The 24,814-nt window shown below is 66.4% G+C and carries 20 protein-coding genes; 16 read left to right on the plus strand and 4 right to left on the minus strand.

Translation table 11 applies throughout. The annotated features are described in order from the left end of the window. Positions 1 to 41 precede the first annotated feature (41 nt). Positions 42 to 5,519, minus strand: a complete 5,478-nt coding sequence (locus tag KYX17_RS19805; RefSeq protein ID WP_243228830.1) for a GH92 family glycosyl hydrolase — start codon at positions 5,517 to 5,519, stop codon at positions 42 to 44. Between the two features lie 169 nt (positions 5,520 to 5,688). On the opposite strand from KYX17_RS19805, the gene KYX17_RS19810 reads away from it, so the two are divergent. Then, complete coding sequence (locus KYX17_RS19810; RefSeq protein WP_243228832.1) at positions 5,689 to 6,897, plus strand: MFS transporter; 1,209 nt, start codon at positions 5,689 to 5,691, stop codon at positions 6,895 to 6,897. 22 nt (positions 6,898 to 6,919) lie between these two features. Here the strand turns inward: KYX17_RS19810 and KYX17_RS19815 are convergent, their stop codons facing one another. The 3 genes from KYX17_RS19815 to KYX17_RS19825 all read right to left on the minus strand — a co-directional run bounded on the left by KYX17_RS19815 (position 6,920) and on the right by KYX17_RS19825 (position 8,872). After that, positions 6,920 to 7,579, minus strand: a complete 660-nt coding sequence (locus KYX17_RS19815) for a hypothetical protein (protein ID WP_243228834.1) — start codon at positions 7,577 to 7,579, stop codon at positions 6,920 to 6,922. Positions 7,580 to 7,604: 25 nt separating this feature from the next. Further along, positions 7,605 to 8,357 (minus strand): SDR family NAD(P)-dependent oxidoreductase, encoded by a 753-nt coding sequence (locus tag KYX17_RS19820; RefSeq protein WP_243228835.1) that lies wholly within the window; start codon positions 8,355 to 8,357, stop codon positions 7,605 to 7,607. A gap of 125 nt (positions 8,358 to 8,482) precedes the next feature. Further along, positions 8,483 to 8,872, minus strand: coding sequence for a hypothetical protein (locus KYX17_RS19825; RefSeq protein WP_243228837.1), 390 nt, complete (start codon positions 8,870 to 8,872; stop codon positions 8,483 to 8,485). An 80-nt stretch (positions 8,873 to 8,952) separates the two neighbouring features. Here KYX17_RS19825 and KYX17_RS19830 point away from each other — a divergent pair, with 80 nt between their 5' ends. The 15 genes from KYX17_RS19830 (at position 8,953) to KYX17_RS19900 (ending at position 24,792) form a co-directional block, all read left to right on the plus strand. Then, positions 8,953 to 9,810 (plus strand): hypothetical protein, encoded by an 858-nt coding sequence (locus KYX17_RS19830; RefSeq protein ID WP_243228839.1) that lies wholly within the window; start codon positions 8,953 to 8,955, stop codon positions 9,808 to 9,810. A gap of 160 nt (positions 9,811 to 9,970) precedes the next feature. Continuing rightward, entirely contained in the window at positions 9,971 to 12,310 is a 2,340-nt protein-coding gene (locus tag KYX17_RS19835) for a right-handed parallel beta-helix repeat-containing protein (protein WP_243228841.1), read from the plus strand. A 112-nt stretch (positions 12,311 to 12,422) separates the two neighbouring features. Beyond that, positions 12,423 to 13,370: an aldo/keto reductase gene (locus KYX17_RS19840; RefSeq protein WP_243228842.1), complete on the plus strand. Its 948-nt coding sequence runs from the start codon at positions 12,423 to 12,425 to the stop codon at positions 13,368 to 13,370. A gap of 115 nt (positions 13,371 to 13,485) precedes the next feature. Continuing rightward, positions 13,486 to 14,799 carry an ABC transporter substrate-binding protein gene (locus KYX17_RS19845; RefSeq protein WP_243228843.1) on the plus strand — a complete coding sequence of 438 codons (1,314 nt, stop codon included), beginning with the start codon at positions 13,486 to 13,488 and terminating at the stop codon, positions 14,797 to 14,799. A 79-nt stretch (positions 14,800 to 14,878) separates the two neighbouring features. Continuing rightward, positions 14,879 to 15,841, plus strand: coding sequence for a carbohydrate ABC transporter permease (locus KYX17_RS19850; protein ID WP_243228844.1), 963 nt, complete (start codon positions 14,879 to 14,881; stop codon positions 15,839 to 15,841). After that, positions 15,838 to 16,659 (plus strand): carbohydrate ABC transporter permease, encoded by an 822-nt coding sequence (locus tag KYX17_RS19855; RefSeq protein WP_243228845.1) that lies wholly within the window; start codon positions 15,838 to 15,840, stop codon positions 16,657 to 16,659. The genes KYX17_RS19850 and KYX17_RS19855 overlap by 4 nt, the downstream gene beginning before the upstream one ends. A gap of 5 nt (positions 16,660 to 16,664) precedes the next feature. Then, positions 16,665 to 17,702: an enolase C-terminal domain-like protein gene (locus tag KYX17_RS19860; RefSeq protein ID WP_243228846.1), complete on the plus strand. Its 1,038-nt coding sequence runs from the start codon at positions 16,665 to 16,667 to the stop codon at positions 17,700 to 17,702. After that, the gene (locus KYX17_RS19865) at positions 17,699 to 18,442 is read left to right on the plus strand and encodes an SDR family NAD(P)-dependent oxidoreductase (protein ID WP_243228847.1); all 744 of its coding nucleotides are present in this window, start codon (positions 17,699 to 17,701) and stop codon (positions 18,440 to 18,442) included. Before KYX17_RS19860 ends, KYX17_RS19865 begins: the two co-directional genes overlap by 4 nt. A 73-nt stretch (positions 18,443 to 18,515) precedes the next feature. After that, positions 18,516 to 19,712, plus strand: coding sequence for an enolase C-terminal domain-like protein (locus KYX17_RS19870; RefSeq protein ID WP_243228848.1), 1,197 nt, complete (start codon positions 18,516 to 18,518; stop codon positions 19,710 to 19,712). A gap of 233 nt (positions 19,713 to 19,945) precedes the next feature. Continuing rightward, on the plus strand, positions 19,946 to 20,869 hold the full coding sequence (locus KYX17_RS19875) for a hypothetical protein (protein WP_243228849.1): 924 nt from the start codon (positions 19,946 to 19,948) through the stop codon (positions 20,867 to 20,869). Positions 20,870 to 20,872: 3 nt separating this feature from the next. Next, positions 20,873 to 21,811: a LysR family transcriptional regulator gene (locus KYX17_RS19880; RefSeq protein WP_243228850.1), complete on the plus strand. Its 939-nt coding sequence runs from the start codon at positions 20,873 to 20,875 to the stop codon at positions 21,809 to 21,811. Positions 21,812 to 21,976: 165 nt separating this feature from the next. Continuing rightward, complete coding sequence (locus KYX17_RS19885; protein ID WP_243228851.1) at positions 21,977 to 22,108, plus strand: L-rhamnose mutarotase; 132 nt, start codon at positions 21,977 to 21,979, stop codon at positions 22,106 to 22,108. 194 nt (positions 22,109 to 22,302) lie between these two features. Beyond that, a complete protein-coding gene (locus KYX17_RS19890; RefSeq protein WP_243228853.1) occupies positions 22,303 to 23,277 on the plus strand; it encodes an acetylxylan esterase in 975 nt (324 codons plus the stop codon). Continuing rightward, entirely contained in the window at positions 23,267 to 23,914 is a 648-nt protein-coding gene (locus tag KYX17_RS19895) for a bifunctional 4-hydroxy-2-oxoglutarate aldolase/2-dehydro-3-deoxy-phosphogluconate aldolase (RefSeq protein WP_243228855.1), read from the plus strand. The genes KYX17_RS19890 and KYX17_RS19895 overlap by 11 nt, the downstream gene beginning before the upstream one ends. Continuing rightward, positions 23,911 to 24,792 carry an NAD(P)-binding domain-containing protein gene (locus KYX17_RS19900; RefSeq protein ID WP_308220916.1) on the plus strand — a complete coding sequence of 294 codons (882 nt, stop codon included), beginning with the start codon at positions 23,911 to 23,913 and terminating at the stop codon, positions 24,790 to 24,792. The genes KYX17_RS19895 and KYX17_RS19900 overlap by 4 nt, the downstream gene beginning before the upstream one ends. The last annotated feature ends 22 nt before the right edge of the window (positions 24,793 to 24,814 follow it).

Below are 24,814 nucleotides of genomic sequence, written 5' to 3' on the forward strand. Positions count from 1 at the left end.
CCCGCAGGCGAACCTGCGGGCCCCCGGGAGTCGCCGCCGGATCAGACCCGCGTCATGCGGCGTCGCGCCACCAGTGCGGCGCCGGCGAACAGCGCCAGCACGCCCAGTGCCCACAGGAACGCGGGCACCTGGCCGCCGGTCGCCGGCAGCGTGCCGTCTCCCGCTTCACCGCCGGACCCAGGACCGCCGACGCCGCCGGAACCGCCGCCCTGCCCGGGATCCGTCGGCTCGGCGGTCGGCACCACGGTGACGACGGTCTCGGCCGTCGCAGTCGTGCCGTAGTCATCGGTCACGGTGTAGCGCAGTGTGAAGCCCTCGGAGTCCTCCGGAACGAACATGCGCGCGAACACGTCGGGCGTGATGCGCTCGACCTGAATGCGGTCGGTGATGTCCACGCCGTTCGCGTCCACCGCCGTGACGCCCTCGAGCTCATCGAACTCCGTGCCGGCGACGACCTCGCGGGTCGGCGGCACGCCTCCGAACGTCGGCTCCACCGCTGTCACGGTCACGACGCGCTCGAACACCGTCTCGTTGCCCGCCTTGTCCGCCACCCGGTAGACCAGCGGATAAGAACCGGGAGTCCGGACGTCCACCGTGCCCTCGACCTGGATCGCCGCGGACACGTCGCCGTCGATCTCGTCGACCGCCGTGACGCCCTCGAGCGGATCGAACGGCTGGCCCTGTGTGACCTCGGCCTCGGCATCCAGCCCGGAGAACTCCGGGCCCTTCGCGTCGTCCACGGTACGGGTCAGCGTCACCTGATCGATCACCGTGCGGTCCATCGTCTGGTAGGTGGTGAGGGTGATCGCGGAAGGCGACACGTCCACATCCGTGTACTGCGGCTGGTTCGACTGGTCCTTGATCGCGGCCTCCGGAGAGGAGGCGTCCAGACCGTAGAACTTGCTGCCGCTGGCCGAGTTGCCGGTCACGTACAGCACCTGTCCCTCCTCGGCGGCGAGCGTGACGCCGGACTGCTCCTGGGCATCCAGATCGCCGACCGGGGTCGTGCCGTCCATGAGGTAACTGCGGGTGTAGATGTGATCGTGCCCGGCGAGCACGAGATCGACGCCCAGCTCGCTGAACACGGGTGCCAGCGCCGCGCGGCGCTCGATCACGTCCTGCTCCACCGAGTGGAACGCCGCCGAGTACAGCGAGTGGTGCATGACCGCGACGATCCAGTTCGCGTCGGCGCCGTGCTCCTCGACCACCTCACGCAGGAAGGCCGCGTGGTCCTCCTCGTCCGTGCTGCGTGCGTTGGTGTTGATGTTCAGATAGAGCACGTCGTTGTAGGTGTACCAGTAGTCGCCTCCGGCTCGTCCCTCCGTGCTCTCGTACCCGTGGGTCTCCGAACGGTTCGGGGTGAAGAAGTGCGAGTTGAACTGGTCGGACTGATTGTCGTGGTTGCCGATCGTCGCCTGGAACGGCAGCTGCTTGAGCAGTTCCGGGGCGATGAGCGATGCGTACTCGTCCTCCGAGCGGTGTGTCTCGACCTGGTCGCCACCGCTGACGATCATCGACGCGTCCTTCTCGAACTGGTCGATCTGGTCGACTGCCGCGGCCCAGCGGTCGCGGTCGTTCTGCCAGCTGCCGGAGGCGCCGATCTGGGCGTCGGTGAGGTAGACGAAGCTGTACGTCTCGTCGAACGTGCCGGTCCACAGCTCGTACGACCGCGACCAGCCCGTCTCGTCGTTGCCGACCCGATACAGGTACGCCGTCTCCTCGGCCAGGTCGTCGATCACGACCTGGTTCGAGAACCGGCCGTCCCGGGCCTGGGCGGTCGCGGCGTCGATCACGCGCGCATCCGCGACAGGGAACTCGGCACCTTCCCGCGCGGATGCCGGGGCGATCTGCACCTGCGCCGCGATCTCGCGGTCGGTGTAGAAGGTCAGGTTGCGCCGGGTCTCATCGGATCCGACGTGCAGCAGCACATCGGAGATCGCGGCCGGAGCATCCTTCGCGGCGATGGTCAGCGACCGAAGCTGCAGGAACACGTCCGAGCTCGTGGCATTGGTGTTGTGCACCTGGATCGCGATCGTGTTCTCGCCCTCCTGCAGGACGGATGCCGGAACCGTGAAGGACCCGGTCAGCGGCGCCGTCCCGTTGCCGCCGGCGTACACCATGTTGCTCGTGGCGTCTTCGTCGATGCGGGCGTCGGCGAAGCCTCCGACCAGCTCGCCGTTGACGTACACGCGCGCGGCGTCGTCGTAGGCGAGCTCACCGTTCAACTGGGTGACCTGCGCGAGCTCGTCCGCGGTCAGATCGAACGAGGTGCGGAAGAAGAACGCCTCGATGTTCTCGCCGCTCGACTTGTGCTGCGTCACCAGCGTCGTCGGTGTGAAGCCACCGCCGAGATCGGCGATCGCGCCGTTCTTCGCCCCGAAGCTCGCGACGCCCGTCTTCCAGGAGCTGTCGTCGTAGTCCGCCGCCGTCCAGCCCGTCTTCGCGTCGAGGCCGTCCGCCGGGTCGTCCTCCGTGTCATGGAACCGCCACTCGGTGCCGGCGTCCACGACCGCGGTGCCGTCGAGCTCGGTCGGTTCCGGGGTCGTCGGCTCCGTCGGCTGCTGCGGCTCGGGACGCGTCGGAAGCTCCGGCTCCCCCGGATCGACCGCCTCCACGGGCCGCAGGGCGACGTCGAAAACGTGCATGATGCCCTTGCTCACCGCGGTCGGCAGGGCGACGCTGCGCACGGTCTTCTCCGGGTCGAGAGGCACGACGGAGGTGCCGAACACGACGGGCCGCGCCGAGTCGGATCCGCCGTTCAGCGTGTTCCGCTTGGTGAGCTCGATCACGCGGACGTTGCCCGGCTCCATGCTGCCCGGCACCCAGTCGCTGAGCCGCACGTCCACGTCCTGCGTGGTGCCGTCCGAATAGGTGACGATGGCGGTGCCGCGAGAAGGTCCGTTGGTCGCGGTGCCCAGGAACGAGATTCCGGATGCCGCGACATCGCCGAACTCCAGCACCTGCCCGCTCGGGATCCAGTGGTCGGCCTCTCCGGCCTGCGTGTCGGGCCAGGTGAAGACCACGCCGGTCTCGCCCAGCGGGATCTGTGATCCGCCGGTGATGCCGGCCTTCTCCAGATCCTGACGGGAGAGCGTGACGCCTCCGGCATCCAGCCCGCCCATGTTGACTGCGCCGTCGTCCGTGATGCCGACCGCGCCCCGGGCGTTCACGCCTGCGTCGTACGACGGAGGCACATCGTCCGCGCCGGTGCCCCAGCTGCCCGGGCTCTCCGCCATGGTGAATGCGAGCGTTCCGCCCTCGCGCGCGAAGTCGGCCGGCAGCCAGGACGCGGTCTGGGCCGTCCCGTCGACGGCGAGGCCGGTCGTGTAGCGGCGGTCGTCGCCGGCGCCCGGCGCATCGATCGTGATGACGCGGTCCGATCCGATCGAGGTGATCTCGATGTGCTCGAACATCGGAGCCGAGACGAGCAGATCCGCGGTGCCCCAGATCGCGGGCATGAGACCGAGGTTCGCCCAGACGTACCAGGCGCTGAACGAGCCGAGATCGTCGTTGCCGGCCAGGCCGTCCGGGGCGGTCGTGAACAGCTCGTCCGCGGCGCGGTAGAGCGTCTCGGTCGTCTTGTGCGGAGCCTGCAGCCAGTTGTAGACCCACGGCAGCCCGAAGCTGGGCTGGTTGGCGATGTACGCGGTGTCGCTGAAGGCGCCGCCGTCGAGGTCGCGCAGGACGCTGTCGAGGTCGGTCGTGGCCTGATCGATGCCGCCTCGGGCCTCGATGAGGTCCGCCATGTTGTGCGAGACGTTGAAGCCGTACTGCAGGCCGGTGGACTGTTCGAACTGCGCGCCCTGCGTGGTGAGCGACGTGTTCATGAACCCGTTGCGGTTGCGGGCGTCGACGTGTTCGCGGGCGTAGTTGAAGACGTTCTTCCAGTTCTGCGAGCGCGTGGAGAAGAGCTCATACGCGTCCTGATCGCCCAGGCGCTGCGCGAGCTGCGCGATGGCGAAGTCGTTCGTGGCGTACTCGAGCGTGCGCGAGGTGGCGGCACCCTGCTTGTCGCCGTCGATCCAGCCGAGACTGCCGTACTGCACGGCATCCGATCGTCCGGTGTCGGTCATCGGCAGCGTCTGGGTCGCGATCATCGTCGCCAGCGCTGTGGCGCGGTCGTAGTCGGTCGACCCGAAGTCGTCCGTCGCGGCGACGATGTTCTGCAGCGAGTCGCCGCTCATCTTGGTCTGGATCCGGTTGTACGACGGCCAGCTCGTCCACTTTCCGGACTGGGTCACCATGTCGACGATGGACTGGTTGATGTCGCTGGCGCGCTCCGGGTACAGCAGGGCGACCAGCTGGGACTGACCCCGGTAGGTGTCCCACCCGGAGAAGTTCACGTAGAAGTCGCGGCCGTCCTCGACGGTGTGCGCCTCGCCGTCGTAGCCGATGTAGGTGCCGTCGACGTCCTGGAACGTGTTCGGATGCAGCAGCGCGTGATAGAGCGAGGTGTAGAAGGTGATCCGGTCGCGGTCGCTGCCCCCGGTGGCGTCGATCGTGCCGAGCGCCTGCTCCCAGACCGCGCGCGCCTGGGCGCGAGCCGTGTCGAAGTCGAGGTCCGCGGCCTCGGCCGTCGCGTTCGCGCGCGCCCCGTCGACCGACACGTAGCTCAGGCCGATCTTCGCGGTGACGTCGGCTCCGTCGGCGAAGGTCAGCCAGGCGCCGGCGCCGTGCTTCGCGGCGGCCTGCGCCTGCGTGCCCTGCGCCTGCACGCCGTCGGGGGTCCACACGCCGTACGACTCCACGGGCTGATCGAAGGTCGCAGAGAAGTGCGCGGTGTACTGGCCTCCGCCGTTGCAGACGATGTTGGCGGTTACGGAGCCGCTGAGCTCACCGGTGGCCGGGTCGAAGGCGATGTCCGATGCGTGCACCTGGTTGTTCGATCCGCCCGCCTCGAACAGGAGCGTGGCGTTGTCGTCGAACGAGTACCGGCTCACCGCCGTGCGAGTGGTGCTCGTCAGCTCGGCCTGGACTCCCGCCAGGTCGACCGAGTAGTACCCGGGATCGGCGACTTCGCCGTCGTGCGAGTAGTCCAGGAAGTAGTCGCCGATGGCGGATGCCGGATTCGACGGCAGTGCGCCGTTGGTCAGCTCGCCCGCGAACGGGAGCACGGGGAAGTCGAAGCCGCCGTAGTTCGAGCGGCATCCGGTGCCCGACAGGCGGGTCATCCCAAAGCCGCGGAGCTGGTCGGACTGGTACTCGTAGCCGCCGTACTGCTCTCCGGTGGACGTCTGGTAGGTCGTCGGACTCGACTGCACCATCCCGAACGGCACGGTCGCGCCCGGGAATGTGTTGCCGTAGTGGTCGTTGCCGCGACCGTTGTTGGCGTCGTTCATCTCGGTGCCGATGAACGGGTCCACGGCGTCGAACGCGGACAGCGCGGACTCCTCGGCCGCCTGCGCGGCCGGGGCCGTGAGCGCGGCCGAGGCCGCGAGGACCGTGACGACGCCGGCCGCGACGACGGCGCGGTGTCGGCGCCGCGGTGGAGTGGGGTGATCGGACGCATGGGAGGACATGCGCTACCTCCGTACGGGTGTGAGGGCGAGGGGGAGTGGCGTCGGGTGCCGCCGCACGGGACGCTAGGGATGCCAGCCGTCCGCGGCGTCAACGGCAGATGAACATCCGGTGGCGAACGGCGGGTCTCCTGCGATCCAGGCGCCCGACGCCAGATGTACACTTGTACGCGTGACTTCCCCTCCCCGTCCGGACGACGCCGTGCGCCGTGCTCGCGTCGCCGTGTCGGCCCTGTTCCTGACCAACGGCGCGCTGTTCGCGAACATCCTGCCGCGCTACCCCGAGATCAAGAGCGCGCTCGGACTCGATAACGTCGCCTATGGGGTCTCGGTCGCGGCGTTCCCCGCCGGAGCGATCGTCGCGGGCCTCGCCGCGGCCGTGCTCATCCGCCGCCTCGGGTCGGCGCGCGTCGCTGCCGTCGGCACCGTGCTCACCGGCCTCGGACTGCTCGCCGCCGCGCTCTCGCCGTCAGCGCTGCTGTTCGCCCTGGCTCTGTTCATCGGGGGTGCATCGGATGCCATCACCGATGTCGCGCAGAACGCCCATGGCCTGCGCGTGCAGAAGCAGTACGGCCGCTCGATCATCAACTCGTTCCATGCGATCTGGTCGATCGGCGCCGTGCTCGGAGGCGGCATGGCGGCCGCCGCGATCGCCCTGCAGATCCCGGTCGGCATCCATTTGTCGATCTCGACGGCCGTCTTCGCCCTCGTGGCACTCGTGGCGCTGAGGTTCTGCCTGCCGGGTCGAGACGAGCAGACGGACGAGGATGCCGTGGCCGACGTCCCCGAGATCCAGGGCGCGGCGCGCCGCGGTCTCAGCCCGCGCATCGCGTGGGCGCTGGTCGCGCTCACCCTCATCGCGATGGCCGGCGCCGTCGCCGAGGACGCCGGGAACACCTGGGCGACCCTCTACTTGTCGGAGTCGCTCGGCGCCCCCGCCGCCATCGCGTCCCTCGGATTCATCGCGCTCGTCGGCGCCCAGTTCGTCGGCCGGATGCTGGGCGACGGCATGACCGACCGCTTCGGTCAGCGCGCCGTCGCCCGGGCCGGCGGGCTGATCGCCGCCGTCGGCATGGGGCTCGCACTCGCGTTCCCGAGCGTTCCGGGGACGATCGCCGGTTTCGCGGCGGTCGGATTCGGCATCGCCACCCTCATCCCTGCGGCGATGCACGCCGCCGACGAACTGCCGGGGCTCCGCCACGGGGCCGGTCTCACGGTGGTGTCCTGGCTGCTGCGGCTCGGCTTCCTGCTGTCGCCGCCGTTCGTCGGCTTCATCGCCGACACGGTGAGCCTTCAGGCGGGACTGCTCGTGGCGCCCGTCGCCGGGCTCGTCGCCTTCGCGCTCGCCGGAGTGCTGGAGAAGAAGCCGGCGCGCGGCTGAGACCGGGCGCGGAACCGGAGGATCAGCGCCGCGCGTCCGCGGCGGCAAGCGCGGCGCGCATCGCTTCCCGGTCTTCGTCGGACCATGGTCCGGAGGCGGCCAGCGGGATCTCGGTCATGAAGCGGCGCTGATCCTCGGGGATGCGGGCGACCACGGCATCCGGATCCGACCCGGCCGTGGCGTACAGCGCCGGGCCGTCGGCGTAGAACGGATCCGTCAGGACGAGCCGTCCGTCGGATCCGCGCATGACGTTCGACGGATTCGCGTCGATCGGTCCGCACCAGGGCAGCTCGGTCAGGGCGCGCTCGTGGAGGTCGCGCAGAATGCCGGTCAGCTCCGCGACGCTGTCGTCCTCGTCCGCGATGAGGCGGTGCAGCCCGGCGGCATCCGCCGGGTCGACCGGGTGCAGGCGCTCCATGATCAGGACGTCACCTCCGCCCGCGAGGCGCCGGTGCGCGAACAGGCGCGGCACGAGAAGGGTGTGCTCGGCACGGCGGTACAGCTCGGCGGTGTACGGCCCGGTCGGGTCGAACGGGCTGATGCGGGCGACCGTCGCGCCGTCCGGCGACACGAGCGCGATCGCCCAGTCGCCGGCGCCGATCCGCGACCATCCGGCGGCCGTGAAGGCGCGTTCGACGTCGCGGTGATCGACGTCGGGCTCCAGGCCGGGGACGGTGTCCATGTCCTCAGTCTGGGCCACGACGGCATCAGAGCGCGGTGTACCCGCCGTCGACGAGGTGGTAGCTCCCGGTGATGAAGCTCGCGGCGTCGCTCGCGAGGAAGACGACGAGCTGCGCGACCTCCTCGGCCTGTCCGAGCCGGCCGATCGGATGCTTGCTGACGAGGAAGTCCTTGGCTGCGGCATCCATGTTCGCCAGCAGTGGCGTGTCGATGAAGCCGGGACCGACCGAGTTCACGCGCACGCCCTGCGCCGAGTACTCCAGCGCGGCGGTCTTCGTCATGCCGACGACGCCGTGCTTGGCGGTGACGTAGGCAGGCGACCCGGCGAAGCCGACGCTGCCGAGGATCGAGGCGATGTTGACGACCGATCCGCCGCCGTTGGCGAGGATCGAAGGGATCTGCGCCTTCATGTTGCGGAACACGGCGTTGAGGTTGATCGCGATGACCTTGTCCCACGCAGAATCCTCGTAGTCGGCCGTCGGCGCGGTGGCACCGCCGATGCCGGCGTTGTTCACGCCGATGCGCAATGGCGCCAGGCCGTTGGCGAGCTCGACCGAGGAGGCGATCCAAGCGGTGTCTGTCGCGTCGCCGGCCGAGGCCTCGGCCGTGCCACCCGCTGCGCGGATCTCCTCGACGACGGACTGCGCGTTCTCGGCGTTCAGGTCGTTGACGACGACGGACGCGCCGTTGGCCGCGAGCAGCTTCGCGACCGACCTGCCGATCCCGCTGCCTGCTCCCGTCACGATCGCGGAACGGCCCGAGACGTCGTACTGAGCCACGATGGCTCCCTTCCGGGCGGCACGGTGCCGGGAGCTCTTCTCGGACGAACCGTCCGCATCCACTCTACGTCCGACGGGGTGCCGATCGCCCGGAACTGAAGAGGGGCGATGTGGCTCCGCCGGTGTCAGCGGGCCCCGAGTGCGGCGAGGACGGCGGCGTGCGGGTTCTCCTGTCGCAGCGCGGCCTCTCCGGCGTCGAGGAGCACGACTTCGCCGATCTCGTAACTCATGCCGCGGGCGGCGAGGCCGGCGCGTTCCCAGAGGAGCACGAGCTCGATGACGAGACGGGCGAGTGCTCCGTCCGGGAAGCGGTCCGGACGCCAGGTGTACGCGTGCTTGGGCACCTGTCCGTGCTCGGCCAGGAACTCGGCGAGCTCCATCCTGCTGCAGGCGGGGTAGGGACCGCCGAGCTTCGGAGTGAACGTGGAGACGAGGGTTCTCGCTGCGAGTGGCAGTCGTTCCTGCGCGATCAGTGCGACCAGCTCGGGGGACGGGGCGTCGGCGATCTTGCGCACGTGCCCACTGTAGCGAGGGTTCGGGTGTACTTTCGGCATCGAGGCCAGGTGCCTGGGCGCAATCCGAGGAGGGGGTGCGGATGGGAGACAGTACGCAGCAGATGATGCCGGTCCTGTCGACGACGGATCGTGGAACCCGCATGACCCAGCTCGCACCCGGCCAGCCGGTCGGGCGGGTCGATCATGTCCTGGTGCTGCGGATGCTGGCAGCCGCGGCCCTGTGGGCGGTGGCGTCGTCCGTCCCGTACATGGGGCTGCTCGGAATCGACCCGACGACTCCTGCCTTGAGCTGGCTCGGCAGTCCGTGGGGGCTGGCCGCGGCCGTGGTCGTAGCGGCGTTCGCCTTCATCCAGACCAGTTCCGTTCGGACGCACGCCCGCCGCGTTTTCGGTCAACCGCGGGTCGCCGGCCTGCTCGGGAGCGTGACGGTGACGGGCGGACTCGCGGTGGGCGCGGGGGTGTGGGGCGCTCTCAGCTTCCGGATGGAACCGGCGCCGCCGTTCGACCTGACTCACATCGTCACGGCCACCGACCTTCCCCGGGAGTTGGCGGTGCTGATCGGGGTCGTGTTCGGACTGTGGGCGATCTTCACGTTGGTCCGGGTGGGGCCGGCCATACGGCATGCGCGATCACGGCAGGCGGAGCTCGCGAGATTGCGCGAGACGGGCACGAGGATTCCCGGCGTTCTCACGGAAGTGACGTTCCGCAATTACTGGCTCTGGGACGACCCGTTCTTCACTGTCCAGGTCGCCTACGACGAGGACGGGGCACGGAGGCTCGTCGCGGGGCACATGCGCACGAGCGCGGACAGAGTCCCGGTCGTGGGGTCCCGGATGACCGTGCTCTCCGATGGTCGCGGGGCGGTCAGCCTCGAACTCGATTCTGACGCGCAGACGGTTTTCGAGGACGAGTCCCGGTACCGGGCACCCGAGGGGTGAGTGCGGCGCTGTGCCGGGGCCGCGCGACCTGCACCGGCTTCTGACCCTTGCGCAGGATTCGATCCAGACGAAAACGGTCCGGATGCGACGGACGGCGGTGCCTTACTGGGAGGTGAACGAAGGAGTTCACATGTCCGCAGTCCGAAGGATCGCCCCCTTGTTGAGCGTCGCGCTCGTAGCCTCGGTCTTCGGGGCAGCGCCTCCAGTGAGTGCCGCTGCCGAAGACGTTCAGACGTTCGTCCACGTGTCGACGTCCGGTACCGGATCGGCCTGCAGCCAGAGCGTGCCTTGTTCCCTAGAAGCCGCCGTCGCCAAAGTGCGGACCATCAACTCGAACATGACAGGCGACATCGTGGTCTCGCTCGATGATGGCCGATACGAGCTCGACGAGACCCTCGAACTCGGAGCCTCAGACTCGGGGACCAATGGTCATCAAGTCCGCTATGTCGCCGCGGACGGAGCCGACGTCACGCTTTCTGGCGGGGCCGACTTCACCACGGGGTGGACCCTGTCGAACCCGACACTCGGCATCTACCAGCGGGACGCCGAAGGGCTGGACTTCCGCCAGCTTTACGTCGCGGAAGATCGCGGCGTTCGTGCACGCACGCCGAACCTCGAGACTCCCTCCGATGGCGGCCCGTTCCTCATCGCCTCAGGTGCGGACCCCGCGGCCAGGACGTACACCGTGGAGACGGGCGACATCCCCGCGGGGGATCGCTCTGGTACCGAGTTCATCTCGACGAGCTGGTGGTACCAGAACATCCTGCGCATCGACGAGATCGTCGCGGACGCCGGCGGCGTCACATCGACGGTCTCCTTCATGGAGCCGGAGAGATCCATCGGATTCGGGCAGGCGGCGAAGTACTACGACGACAGCCCGTACCGGCTCGAAGGCTCGCTGGACTTCCTTGATGTGGGAGGCGAGTGGTTCCTCGATACCGGTGCAGATACGGTCTACTACAAGCCGAAAGCCGGACAGGCGATGAACACCACGACGATCACGGCGCCGCGCTTGGAGACCCTTGTGCGGCTCGCGGGAACCGCGAGTGGATCCGTCACGGACGTCACTTTCTCCGGCATCACGTTCGCCCACACGACGTGGAATGAGCCGTCCCAGTCGGGCCTTGTGACGACTCAGGGTGTGCTCCCACGGCCGGTCACGATCGAAACCGGTCACGTCGATATCGTCCCGGCAGCGGTCACCCTCGCGTTCGCCGAGCGGGTCACCGTCGAGAATTCTCGATTCATGCTCCTCGGGGCGCACGGCATGCAGACGGTGAAAGCAACGCGCGACATCAGTATCGTCTCGAACGACTTCGATCTCATCGCGGGAAACGCCATCCACCTGGACGCCTACTCCAAGCTCAAGCCGACAGTGGCCGAGCAGACGTCGAGAATCCTCGTCGGCAACAACACCATCAGTAGATTCGGACGCGACTACGCCAACGGCATGGGTGTCGCAGCCTTCTATCTCAGCGACTCGATCATCGAACACAACCTCATCACGGACGGCTACTACACCGGTATCCAAGTCGGGTTCCAGCAACGTGCGCACCTCGATGGCGGCGGCGGTGACAACAAGATCCGATACAACGAGGTGTCCTACACGAACCGGTTGATCGGTGACGGCGGTGGCATCTACACGCTCGGTCGCCAGCTCGGTACAGAGATCCATGGCAACTGGGTTCACCACGTCGTGAAGGGCCCGTGGAACTTCACAACGGCACCGATCGCCGCGGTGTATCTGGATAACTACACCGAGTATGCGACGGTGCGAGACAACGTGTTCCAGACGGTAGCGAAGAACATCCACCTTCAGACCGGAGTCGGCACACGCAACAACGTCTCGTTCCGCAACGGAACGACCGGGACCGGTATCACGGCGAAAGCGGGACCAACACCCGACTATCAGCCGGGCGTTTCGAACACGATACGCAAGGACACCTTCAATGCCACGTCCGGGACAGTGCTTCCAGGAGGCTGGGCGGTCTATTCGACGGCGGGCTCGGTGTCGACCGTGGATTCGACGCCGACGGACAATCGAGCGGTCTCGATCACGAAGGGCGCGACCGGCGCGAGCGCGGCGATCCTCGACGTCGGTACGCTCAGCGGCGTCGTCAACGTCGACGCGAGTTACGTGCTGAGCGATGTTTCGTCCTGGAAGTCGTTGCTCTACATGCATGCTCCCGGTTTCGAGCCAGGACTGGGCACGCAGCCAGTGGTCTCGCTCATCGCGTACGGCGGCAAGCTGCAGGTCTTCGACGGATCCACCTACACCGAGTTGGCGCCGATCACGGCAGGCTCGCTCTACGCGGTCAAGATCGTCGCTGACACGACTACCCAGAGCTATCGAGTGTTCATCAACGGAACAGAAAGGGGGGCGGGTCACCCGTTCCGTGCGCCCGCCTCGGACATAGGAGCCGTGTATGTCGGCATCGGATCGGGCCATGCCGGCGCATTCACCTTCGACAACGTCGCGGTCACCGTCGACCCTGCGTGAAGTCGGCATCTGAAGAAGGTCGATCGATAGGCCCCGCATATCAATCGGATGTCAGTTCGCGGCGATGATCGTCTCAGGCTCCACGAATCGCCGGAAGCAGAGGAGACGATCGATGAACGTGGCCGACCTGGGCTTCGGTACAGCACCGCTCGCAGGTCTCTTCGCGCCCGTCGCCGAGCAGGACGCACAGGCCGCGCTGCGCACGGCGTACACGGCGGGAATCCGGGCATTCGACACGGCGCCGCACTACGGCGGTGGGCTTGCGGAAGAGCGGCTCGGCCGCTTCCTCAGAACCGTGCGTCGGGATGATTGCGAGATCTCGACGAAGGTCGGCAGAGTGCTCGAGTCCTGCGACGACGAGATCGCTCCTGATCGGTTTGTCGGTGGACACCGGGTCCGACGGCGGTTCGACTTCTCCCGTGACGGCGTGATGCGTTCCCTGGAATCGAGCATGACCCGGCTCGGGGTCGACAGGGTCGAAGTGGCATACCTGCATGATCCGGAGTCGGCTATGGACGCTGCAATGACCACGGGCTTGGCGACGCTTTACAGCCTCAAAGACGAAGGAGTCGTCGGCGCGGTCGGCGTCGGTACGAACATCGTCGACGTCGCCCGACGCTTCGTCGACGGGGGAGACATCGACGTCGTCATGCTCGCCGGGCGCCTGACGCTGCTCGATCAGTCGGGTCTCGACCTCGTCGAATCCTGTGCCCAGCGCTCCATCGGTGTGCATGCGGCCGGCATTTTCAACAGCGGCATCCTGGCAGCTCCAGTGGATGGCGCGCGTTTCGACTACAAGCCCGCCGGGCCGGAGATCCTCTCGCGGGCGCGCGCCATCGCAGCGGCATGTATCGAGAACGGCTTCACGCTCAACGGTGCCGCGGTGCAGTACGCCTCGCTCTTCTCTGCCGTCGAGCGCACAGTCCTGGGCCTGCGATCGGTCTCGGAGGTGGAAGCAGCCGTTGCATCCGCAGTCCATATCGCCTCTGAAGCACTCTGGTCGACGCTGGAGGGCATGAGGATTCCGATGCCGAACCACCGCCCAATCAAGACGAAATGAATCTAGATGCGGTGCTATCTAGGTGCTTTGCTTACAAGAATCCAATTCACACCCATCCTCGCCGATCACCACCGCGAGGAACCGGAACTTCACGACCTCAAAGAGGAGGCGCGTCATGAAGCGCATCACGCGTAAGAACCTGTCCTTTACCGCTGCCGGCGCTATGACTGCTGTACTGCTCCTGGCGGGATGCGGCGCCGGCCCCGCCGAACCATCGGCTCCCGGGGGCGAGGCGGTCACGATCCGTCTCGGCCACGGCTGGGTCGGCGAGGCGCCGCAGGCCGCGGCCTTCGTGCCCGCGATCGAGCGGTTCGCGGAGGATCACCCCGAGATCGACCTGGTGATCGAGGAATCGGCGGGCAACGCGATCGGGGAGCGCATCGCCACCCAGATGGCAGCTGGTGAGGAGCCCGACGTCTTCCTGCACTGGGGACTCAACCGCACGTCGACATACATCGACGCCGGACGCGTCGCTGACATCAGCGATCTCCTCGCCGAGCACTCCGAGGTGGGCGAGCTGTACGACCCCACCCTCTTCGGCGCTGCCCAGCGTGGAGACGAGATCTATGGGCTGCCGATGAACACGTACATCCACATGTATCTCACCGACCGTGCTGCCTTCGATGCCGCCGGAGTGGACGTGCCTGTGACGCTCGCCGAGCTCATCGATGCGGTGCCGACGGTCGCCGGCACCGGGAAGATCCCCATCTCGGCCAATGTGACGGCGCAGCGGTACCTCCTCGAGCTGTACATCGCGCAGCTGATCGGGAGTAACGAAGACCTGCGCGAATTCGCCGACACCGGCGAAGGGTATGACGATGAGGTGATCGAGTCGGCGCAGGCGATCATCGACTTGCGCTCTGCTGGCGCGTTCCCCGACGGGGCGGAATCCCTGACGACACTTCCGAGCCTCGAGTTGTACAACGCAGGTCAGGCCGCCAGTTACTACCAGGACTCCTGGACGCTGGGAAACCTCTCGGAGGATGCTGGTGAGACCACGGATGTGAGCCTGTTCCCCGCGATCGATGGCGAGAGCCCGGTTCAGATGGTTTCAGGGTCGAACTACTTCGTCTACATGTCGCAGAAAGCGCACGACGACCCCGCGAAGCGCGATGCCGCGTGGGAACTCATGACGTACCTGGCGGGCCCCGAAGTGGCCGCTGATCTCGTCGAGGTCTCCGGCGTGCCAGCTGGAATCTCACTCGACAAGCTCGATCTCGACGAGGCAGCGCTCTCGCCGTCGATCGTCGAAGTCCTCGAACTCCGTGAGGGACTTCAAGGAGATGAGGTCGTGCCGCTGTTCGAGCAGTACCTGGCCCCGGAGGAGCTTGCTGGGTTGCAGGAGCTCACCGAGCAGCTCCTCATCGGTCAGATCTCTGCGGAAGATGTGCCTGACGCCTTCCGCGCCGTGCTCGAAGACGCATCATGACCCCACGAGCCGCGAGAAGTCAGGAGAACCGATGACGACGCACTACGTGGGTGCCGGAACTCGCCAAGCGAGGGGGCAGGTGCCGGATCCCGATGGCGCCGCATCGACGTCGCGAGCATCCGACGGTTCCGCCACCGTGGCGACACATGCGCGAGGCTCCCGTCTCGGCGGATGGCGCCATCGTTGGCTTCCACTGCTCGTCTTCACGATTCCGGCCATCATTCTGTACGGCTGGTTCTTCGCCGCGGCTGTCGGGGAGACGGTGTTCTACAGCTTCTTCCAATGGAACGCGATCACCGATCCGGTATTCATCGGGATCCAGAACTTCGTCGACCTGGTGCAGGACCCGGTTTTCGTGCGAGCCCTGGTGAACACTGCCTACATGACGGCGCTTCTGCTGTTCGTGCAACTCCCGGTCGCCCTGCTCCTCGCCTGGTTCCTGTACCGCAAGGTGCGGGGACACGGCTTCCTGCGGACGATCTACTTCATTCCCGTCGTGATCTCGAGCGTCGCGGTTGCTCTCCTGTTCAGCTTTCTCTACGAGACGAACTTCGGACTGATCAACTCCGCGCTGCGCTCGTTTGGTCTCGGGGGGTTCGCTCGGAACTGGCTCGGCGACGAAGCGACTGCGATGACCGCCGTCACTCTGCCCTTGATCTGGACACACTACGGGCTCATGATGATCATCCTGCTGGCGGCCATGCAGGGCTTGAGCAAGGAAGTCCTCGAAGCAGCCGAGGTCGACGGCGTCAACGCCCGCCAGCGACTCTGGCATGTCGTCCTCCCGATGATCCGAGGCGCCATCGGGGTCTGCATCATCCTGTCCTTGACGACCGCGCTCAAGGTGTTCGACTTCGTGCTCCTGCTGACGCAGGGCGGCCCTGCGAACCTGACGCAGGTCACCGGCTCCTATCTGTACGAGCAGGGCTATCAGCAGTTCCGCTACGGCTACGGCAGCGCGATTGCGACGACGATCATGTTCATCGTCGCTCTCGCATTCCTCCTGCCGATGTTCTTCCGAGCACGGAAGGAATCACGGTGAACGCGATCGGCACGATCCTTCGATGGATTCTCACTTGGGGGCTGGCCCTCTTCGTGCTCCTTCTGCTCGCGTGGGTGATGATCACCGCGTCGAAGACCAACGGGGAGATCTTCGCCAACCCCTTCGGCCTTCCGCAGACCTGGAGCCTCGACAATCTCGTTCAGGCGTGGCAAGTCGGTGGACTCGGCACCGCATTCCTCAACAGCGGGATCGTCGCCATCGTCAGCGTGGCGCTCGGGTTGGCGCTCGCCTGCGGCGTCGCCTATGCGATCACCTGCATACCCTTCCGCGGTTCGAGCATCCTCTACCTGGCATTCGCGGTGGGACTCGGCGTGCCCTTGCAAGCGCTCATCATTCCGACGTTCCTCAAGATGACCGATCTCGGCATCCGGGATTCGATCTGGTCGTTGATCCTGGTGTACGCCGTGTTCTCTCTGCCGAAGGCGGTGTTCCTCCTAGCCGCGTTCATGAACGAAGTCTCGGGCGAGCTGCGTGAGGCGGCCGCGATCGATGGTGCGGGTCACTTCCGCATATTCGGACGTGTCGTGCTCCCACTCGTCCGTCCCGCGCTCGCCACCGTCGGCATCATCGAGTTCATCGGTGCGTGGAACGAGTACATCTACGCGAGCGTCCTCGTCACCGACCCGGGGTCGCGCACGCTGCCGCTCGGCCTGGCGAGCTTCCAGTCCGAGTATGCGAGCTCGTACGGGCTGGTCGCTGCCGGCATCGTCATCTCGATCATCCCGGTGATCGTCGTCTACATCCTCTTCCAGCGCCAGGTGGTCGAGGGGCTTTCGTCAGGTGCGTTGAAGGGATGAGCACGATGGAGATCACTCGAGTCACCGCGGAGGTGCACGAGGCGCCCGTCGCTCCGGCATTCCGATGGCGCGACGGTCTTGCGGCGTCAGGTCCCACGCAGCACACCGCGAACCTGAGGATCGAGACGTCGGATGGCGTAGCGGGGACGAGCCGCATTCCCAAGGGCCGTTCCAGCGCGATCCTCGTCGAAGAAGCCATAGCGCCTCTGCTCATTGGGCAGGACGCCCTGATGGTGGAACGAATATGGCATCTGCTGCACGAAGCGGACCGAACGCAGCACTTTCCCGCTTACTTCCTCGGTCCCGTCGACGTCGCGCTCTGGGACATCAAAGCGCAGGCCGCAGGACTCCCTCTGTACAAGCTCGCTGGCGGATTCCGCGACGTGGTTCCGGCATACGCCAGCACAGTGACGTATGAGACGGTCGACGAGTACCGGCGGATCGCCGATCTCTGTCTCGAGCAGGGATTCCGTGCGATCAAGCTGCATGCATGGGGAGACGTCCGGCGTGACGGTGAGCTTGCGAGCGCATTGCGGGCGCATGTGGGAGACGACGTCGAGCTGATGTTCGATGCCTCGGGCGCACATGATCTTTCAGATGCGATCCGCTTGGCGCATCTCCTCGAAGACGCAGGCTTCGCATGGTTGGAAGAGCCGATGAGGGAATGGGGCGTCGAGCCGTACCGACGACTCCGATCCCGTGCGCGCATCCCGATCCTCTCCGGCGAGACCAGCGCCGGGCTCCATCGGAACATAGCCGACTTCATCGTGAACGACGCAGCGGACATCGTGCGCACGGGCGTCCACTACAAAGACGGGATCACCGGAGCCCTGCGGATCGCCCACCTCGCCGATGCGTTCGGAATGAGGGCCGAGATCCATGGCGGGGGTCTCGCCAACCTGCACCTGGCTTGCGCGATCTCCAACACCACTTCCTTCGAGGTCATTGTCGCCGGGCCTGATGCCACCCCGCGCCATCGCGTTGCGTCGAATGGCACCATCTCCCCGCCCTCCTCTCCCGGAATCGGAGACGTGATCGCATGAGCGTCGCTGTGCAACTGCCCGCCCGAATCCTGGTGACAGGTGCGTCCGGTCAGATCGGAGGTGCCGTCGTCGATCGGCTCGTCGCAGACGGCACCAGGATCACCGCCGTCGTTCGCAACGAGCGGAGTCGTGAGTCAGTGGCCGATCGGTACGGCGACGCCGTCGACGTTCACGTCGCCGACCTCGACACGGAAGACGGACTCGCGCGCGCCGAACGCCTGGCCGCGGAATCAGACGCGTTGGCGCTTTGCTCCGGGACCACCGGACCACGAATCCCTGTGTGGGAGATCGCCCCGGAAGACTGGGACCGGATGGCCGCGACCAACGTCCGTCCCGTGATCCGTCTCGTGTGTGCCGCTGTGAGCGCGTGGATCGCTCGATCTCATCCGGGAGCGATCGTGACGCTGTCGTCTCCTGGCGTGCCCCGTGCGCACCGTTACCGTTCGGTGTATGACGCCAGTCGCGCTGCGGTCGAGTCGTTCACGCGAGCGACGGCCGTGGATGTGGGGGAGCACGGCATCCGCGTCAACGGCGTCAGACCGGCCGCGGTCGGCATCGACGCAGAAGACACTCCCTTGCGGCGCGGGGTGCGAGCCCTCGAAGTGGCTGATGGCATCCGCTTCCTGCTCTCCTCGGAATCGTCCGCGATCACCGGACATCATCTCGACGTGGATGCCGGCCTGCTAGCGGCGCTGCGGAGTCCCGCTGCCGACCGTGCAGGGAGCGAGAGCAATGGGTGACCGTCGACGTATCGGGCAGATCCGGTGCACGCCTGTCCTCGTACCTGACCCGCCGCTGCGCAACTCGTCCGGTGTGCATGAACCCTGGGTCTCACGGCTCATCATCGAGGTCGAGTCCGCCGACGGTCTGATCGGGCTGTCGGAGACGTTCGGAGACCCGAGGCTCGTCTCGTCGATCGTCGAGCGAGCTCCCCGGTTGATCGGACACGACCCATTCGATCTCGCAGGCATGCAGCAGTTGCTCGGGCTCAGCCATTCGCGTGAAGCCAATCCAGAGCGCTGGACCAGCGTGCTGCCGGCGCCGGGGACGTTCGCGGGCAGCTTCGAGGCGAAGATCCTCGCCGCATTCGAGTGCGCCCTGATCGACCTCCAAGCACGGATACTCGGTGTTCCGGTCAGCACCGTCCTCGGAGGGCGCGTTCGCGACAACGTCGACTTCGCGGCGTACCTCTTCTACAAGTTCGGAGCCCACATCGATGCTCGTGAGGACGACTCATGGGGCGAGGTGGCAACGCCGGACGACGTGGTGCGTCTCGCCGAGCGGATGGTGGCTCTGTACGGCTTCCGTTCACTCAAGCTCAAGGGCGGTGTGCTGGCACCGGACCTGGAGATCGCGACGGTGATGGCACTGCGCGAGCGCTTCCCCGAGATGCCGCTGCGCATCGACCCGAATGCTGCCTGGTCCGTCTCGACCAGCATCCGGGTGGGCCAGGCGCTGACCGGCGTTCTGGAATACCTCGAGGACCCGACCCCCGGCCACGCCGGGATGGCGGAGGTCGCTCGCTCGGTCGAAGTGCCTCTTGCCACGAACATGATCGTCACCGCATTCGGCGACATCCGAGAGGCAGTCCGAGAACGGAGCGCGTCGATCGTGCTTGCCGACCACCACTTCTGGGGCGGACTCCGGGCCACACAGCACCTCGCAACAGTGTGTGAGACCTTCGGGATGGGCTTGTCGATGCATTCCAACTCGCACCTCGGGATCAGCTTCGCGGCCATGGCCCACGTCGCATCGACGTTGGCGGGTCAGTTCCACGCCTGCGACACCCACTATCCCTGGCAGGAGGCGGACGTCGTCGTCGAGCGCCTTCAGATTGTCGACGGCGCTGTGAAGCTCACGGATGCTCCCGGGTTGGGAGTCGAGTTGGATGCCGACCGACTTGCGGAACTGCACGAAAATCATCGCCGCTTCGGGCCGATGCGACGCGACGATGTGGGCTACATGCGTCGTTACGTGCCGGACTGGGAAGACGCGCGTCCGCGATGGTGACCAGGGATCTCGACATAGGCATCCTCGCGTACCCCTGGGATGTGCTCGATGACCTGCCCGCGCTGGAACAACTAGCCGAAAGTGGGTGCAGTTCTATCTCGATAGCGTCCGCATATCACTCCGTTCGCCAGCTGAGACCGCGCAGGCTGGACCATGTGGTGTGGGAACAACCGACGGCGGCGCTTTATTGGCGACCGGACCCCTCGTCGTTTCGCGGCGCGAGAGTGCGTCCTGTGATCACGGATGCCGCGCTCGCCGAAGACGCGCTTCGGGCTGCCTCTCGGTTGCCCTTGCGGCGGCGCGCGTGGATCTCCGTTCTCCACTCGTCTGCACTCGCAGAGCGCAATCCCTCATCAGCCTTGCGGAACGCCACCGGGGACGTACTCGGTCATGCTCTATGTCCCAGTCGGCCAGAGGTCGTCGACTACGGACGACGACTTGTCGGGGACGCGGCGAAGAGGCTCGATGTCGACGGATTGGAGATCGAGGCGACCGGCTTTCACGGATGGGCACACGGCTCACGACACGACAAGGCCGGTGTGCTCGTGGATCAGGTGAGGAACTTCCTTCTCTCCATCTGCTTCTGTGAAGGCTGCAGCGCGGCGATCCATGAGGCAGGTGGAGTCGCGAGCCAGTGTCGTGATGCGTTCGCGGACGCGGTGCGGGCCTCCCTGTCGCACGAGCGCATCGAGCCGCTCGAGTCCTTCGTGGCTGCTGAGCCGCTCGCCCTGGTCCTTGAAGCACGGGCGAGGATCGTCGAGCGCTACACTGCCGCCGTGCTCGACTCCGCAGGAACGCTTCCGGTTCTGATCCATGCCGGTGCGGACCCAATCGCGACCGGATCGCGTGCTGCACTTCCGGCATCAGTTCTCGCGCAGTTGCCGGTGCGACCAGAAGGCGTCGTCGTATCCACCGACGGCTTGGATGACGCTACGGCAGCGGTTGCCATGCGATCTGCCGTCGCCGAGTACGGTGCCTCGGCATGGATCAGCATTCGCGTGCAGCGGCCGGACATCGTCAGCCGTGAATCCCTGTCCGCTCGTCTGTCTGAGGCGCGGGAGCTGGGCGTCGGCGGAGTACGGCTCCACAACCTCGGTTTGTGGAACGAGGCACAACTAGGATGGGTCCGTTCGAGCACCGCGGCTCGGAAGGGATAGGCGATGCCAGACGGCTATGATCCTGCGTTGCTCTCGGCGTCGACAGGACGGATAGAAATCCGGCATCTGCGCCATTTCGTCGTCGTGGCGGAAGAACTCCACTTCGGGAATGCGGCGAAGCGGCTGCATATGGCGCAGCCGCCGTTGAGTCAATCCATCCGCACCCTGGAGGCAGCGCTCGGGGCGACGCTTTTCGAACGGACGAGTCGCCGGGTGGTTCTCACTGAAGTCGGTCGAGTCTTCCTCGACCAGTGCCGACCTGCCCTGCGGCAGTTCAGCAGCTCGATCGAAAGCGCGCAAAGGGCAGCCCGTGGCGAGGCAGGGACGCTGTCCATCGGCTACGTGGTCAGTGCCGGCTTCGACATCGTGCCTCAGGTGCTGCTGGCATTCCGATCCCTTTACCCGGGCGTTCACCTCGATCTTCAGGGGATGAGCGCGACGGAACAGCTGGAGATGCTCCGGTCGGGCGGATTGCAGGTGGGGTTCGTTCGCGAACCGGGCCGTCATCACGACCTCAACATCCGCGTGGTGAAGAAGGATCGGCTGATGCTGGCCGTTCCTGCGGAGCACCCGCTGGCTTCCGCTCCGCGGGTCCGGGTGCGCAACCTCGAATTCGAGCCGTTCATCATGTCGCCGCGCGAGCGGTCGCCTTCGCTCCACGACAAGATCGTCCAGATCTGCCGTCGCGCCGGATTCAGCCCCCGAGTGGAGCAGCATGCGTCTGAGACGCAGACCGTGCTCGGCCTCGTGGCTGGTGGAGTCGGAGTCTCAATCGTGCCTTCGGCATTCCTCGCGCTCTCTCTGCCAGGGCTCGTGCTCCGTGAGTTCGATGACATGGATACCAGCCTTGCGATGGCTGTGGTCACGATGAAGGACCAGCCGTCCAGCGTCGTCGACGCTTTCCTCGAGGTCGTCCAGACTCTGTTCGCCGTGCCCGACTGACCGGTCGGTGAGTCGGTCCCGTGGACGCTCGCCGGAACGGAAGCCGAGCGCTGCGACCTCTGCGACAGATGCTCACCAAGACCGGACAGGTATCGATCCTGCGGAATCAGGACGACGGACGCTGACAGACTCGAAAGCACCGAGGATCGGCGAAGGAGTCTGCTCATGGAACGGATCGCGCTCCGCACGCGACTCATACCGGGACGCGAGGAGGCGTACGAGGCGCTCCACGCCCGCGTTCCTGAGGCGCTCGCGCACGACCTGCTCGCGGCCGGAGTGCAAGACTGGCGGATCTAGCGTGACGGAATCGACCTGTTTCACGCCCTTCAGGTCGTCGATCGCGCCCGCATGCGCATGATGATGCGCTCGAGCAAGGCGAATCTCGAATGGCAGCGAGCATTGTCTTCCGTTCTCAGCACGACTCGATCCGATGGAGACCTTGCTCTCGTGTGGAGCCTTCAGGATCAGTGCGACGCGGAGCGGCACTAGGAATGGCGCTGTTCGATCTGCCCGCTGCGCAACTGGAGACATACCGGTCGCTGTCGGGTCCGCCTGCGGATTTCGATCGCTTCTGGACGGAGACGCTCCAGGAGGCGCGTCGCATGTCCTGGCCGGCCGTTTTTGCGCGCGTCGATAACGGCCTACAGCTCGTGGAGACGTACGACGTCACGTTCGCAGGCTTCGGTGGTGACCCGATCCGGGGGTGGCTGCATATTCCCAGAGGGGAACGGACGCTCGGCGCCGTTGTGCAGTTCATCGGATACGGAGGTGGACGTGGTCACGCTCACGAGATTCATGCATGGCCGCTGGCGGGCTACGCGCACTTCGTGATGGATACGCGCGGGCAGGGCTGGAAGCACGCCGGAATGGGGGAGACACCGGATCCGCACGGGTCGGGTCCCGCTGCCCCCGGTCTGGTCTCTCGCGGCATAGAGGACCCGGCGTCGTATTATTACCGCCGCCTGTACACCGACGCTGTGCTGGCCGTCGACGTAGTGCGCTCGCATCCTCTCATCGACGGCGCGCGGATAGCCGTGACGGGGCGGAGCCAGGGCGGCGGGACCGCCATCGCGGCGGCAGCGCTCGCCGACGGGATCGCGGTGGCCATGCCGGACGTGCCATTCCTGTGCGACATCCCCCGTGGGATGACTCTGACGGACTCGCACCCGTACAGCGAGATCGTTGAATATCTCGCAGGTCATCGGGCGAGCGCCGAGCGAATCGCGCGCACCCTGAGCTATTTCGATGGAGTTCACTTTGCGGCACGCGCGCGGCCGAACGCGCTCTTCTCCGTCGCCCTGATGGATCGAACGTGTCCACCGTCGACGGTGTACGCGGCGCGCAACGCGTGGAAGTCCTCGGCCGAGATAGTGACCTACCCGTTCAACCAGCATGAAGGCGGCGGTGCTGCTCATCGGCGGGTTCAACTGGACTGGCTGAAAGGGAAGTTTCGCAATGCTGAGTGAGATGGACGGTGTGCCGGTCGTGGCGGTGCTGAGGGCACCGGATTCGAGCCGATTCGTGGACGTCGCCGCAGCCTTGGTCGCAGGGGGCGTGCGCGCGATCGAGCTCACCTTGACCACTCGGGGTGCGATCAGGGCGCTGCGGGCAGTACGTTCCGCTCTGCCCGACGATGTGCGGGTCGGATGCGGGACCGTACGGACAAGACAGCACGTCGACGCGGCCATCGATGCCGGCGCCGATTTCCTGGTGAGTCAAATCTTCAATGAGACCCTTGTGGTGCATGCCGCGTCGGCCGGCATCGAGTACATTCCGGGAGCGCTCACCCCCACGGAAATCGTGCGGGCTGCCGAATACGGCAGTCCGATCGTGAAGGTATCCCCGATCGGACCATTCGGTGGACTGGACTATCTTCGTGAACTCGTCGGGCCGTTGCCGGATATCTCACTGTTCGTGACAGGCGGTGTGAAGCCTGCGGAGGCGGGATCGTATATCCGCGCTGGCGCTGCACTGGTCGGACTGAGCGGTCTCCTCCTCGGAGACGCACTCTCTTCGCACGGTGACCTCACCGCCCTTATCGAGCGTACTCGCGCGGCAATCGCCACTGTCCCGTCCTCCATCAATGAAGGGGTTCGTTCGTGATCATCACCGTCATCGGTCTGGGCGTGATGGGCGCGCCCATGGCTTTCAACCTGCTGGCAGCTGGGAACGACGTCATCGGCATCAATCGCTCACGATCGGCGGTCGACCGATTCGTCGCCATGGGCGGGCGCACGGCGGAGCTGACCGCTGCGATCGCGGCATCCGACGCGGTCATCACGATCCTGCCCGATAGCCCCGACGTCAGAGACGTCTACCTGGGCGACGCCGGGATAGTCGCACACGCGCGGACCGGCACGATCCTCGTAGACATGAGCACGATCGATCCGGAGGTCTCGCGTGAGATCGACGCCCGGGCGCACGAGAGAGGTCTGTCGGTGCTCGACGCTCCTGTCAGCGGTGGAGAGCAGGCGGCGATCGACGGCACTCTGTCGATCATGGTCGGGGGATCAGCCGACGACCTTCAACGGGCTCGCGGATTGTTCGAGGTTCTGGGACGCACGATCATCCATGTCGGCCCGACAGGCGCGGGCCAGACCGTAAAAGCGGCGAACCAGTTGCTCGTCGCCGGCAGCATCCAGTTGGTCGCCGAGGCACTGGTGTTTCTGAGAGCTCATGGTGTCGATCTCGAGCCGGCGGTCCGAGTGCTTGCCGGTGGCCTTGCCGGAAACCGCATCCTGGATCGAAAGGCGGCGGGAATGATCGCGCACGAGTTCGCACCGGGATTCCGCATCGCGCTGCATCACAAGGACCTCGGCATCTTCGCGACTGCCGCGCGACAGGCCGGGGTCGTCACGCCGCTGGGTGCGATCGTCGGCCAGTTGATGGCGTCCGCGGTCGCGAACGGCGAGGGCGACCTCGACCACTCGGCCCTGCTTCTCAGCGCCGAGCGGGCCTCAGGCGTGGATACCAACCTCTGACATGATTGCCGGGCTCGCAGCA

Source organism: Microbacterium sp. CIAB417 (assembly GCF_022788845.1).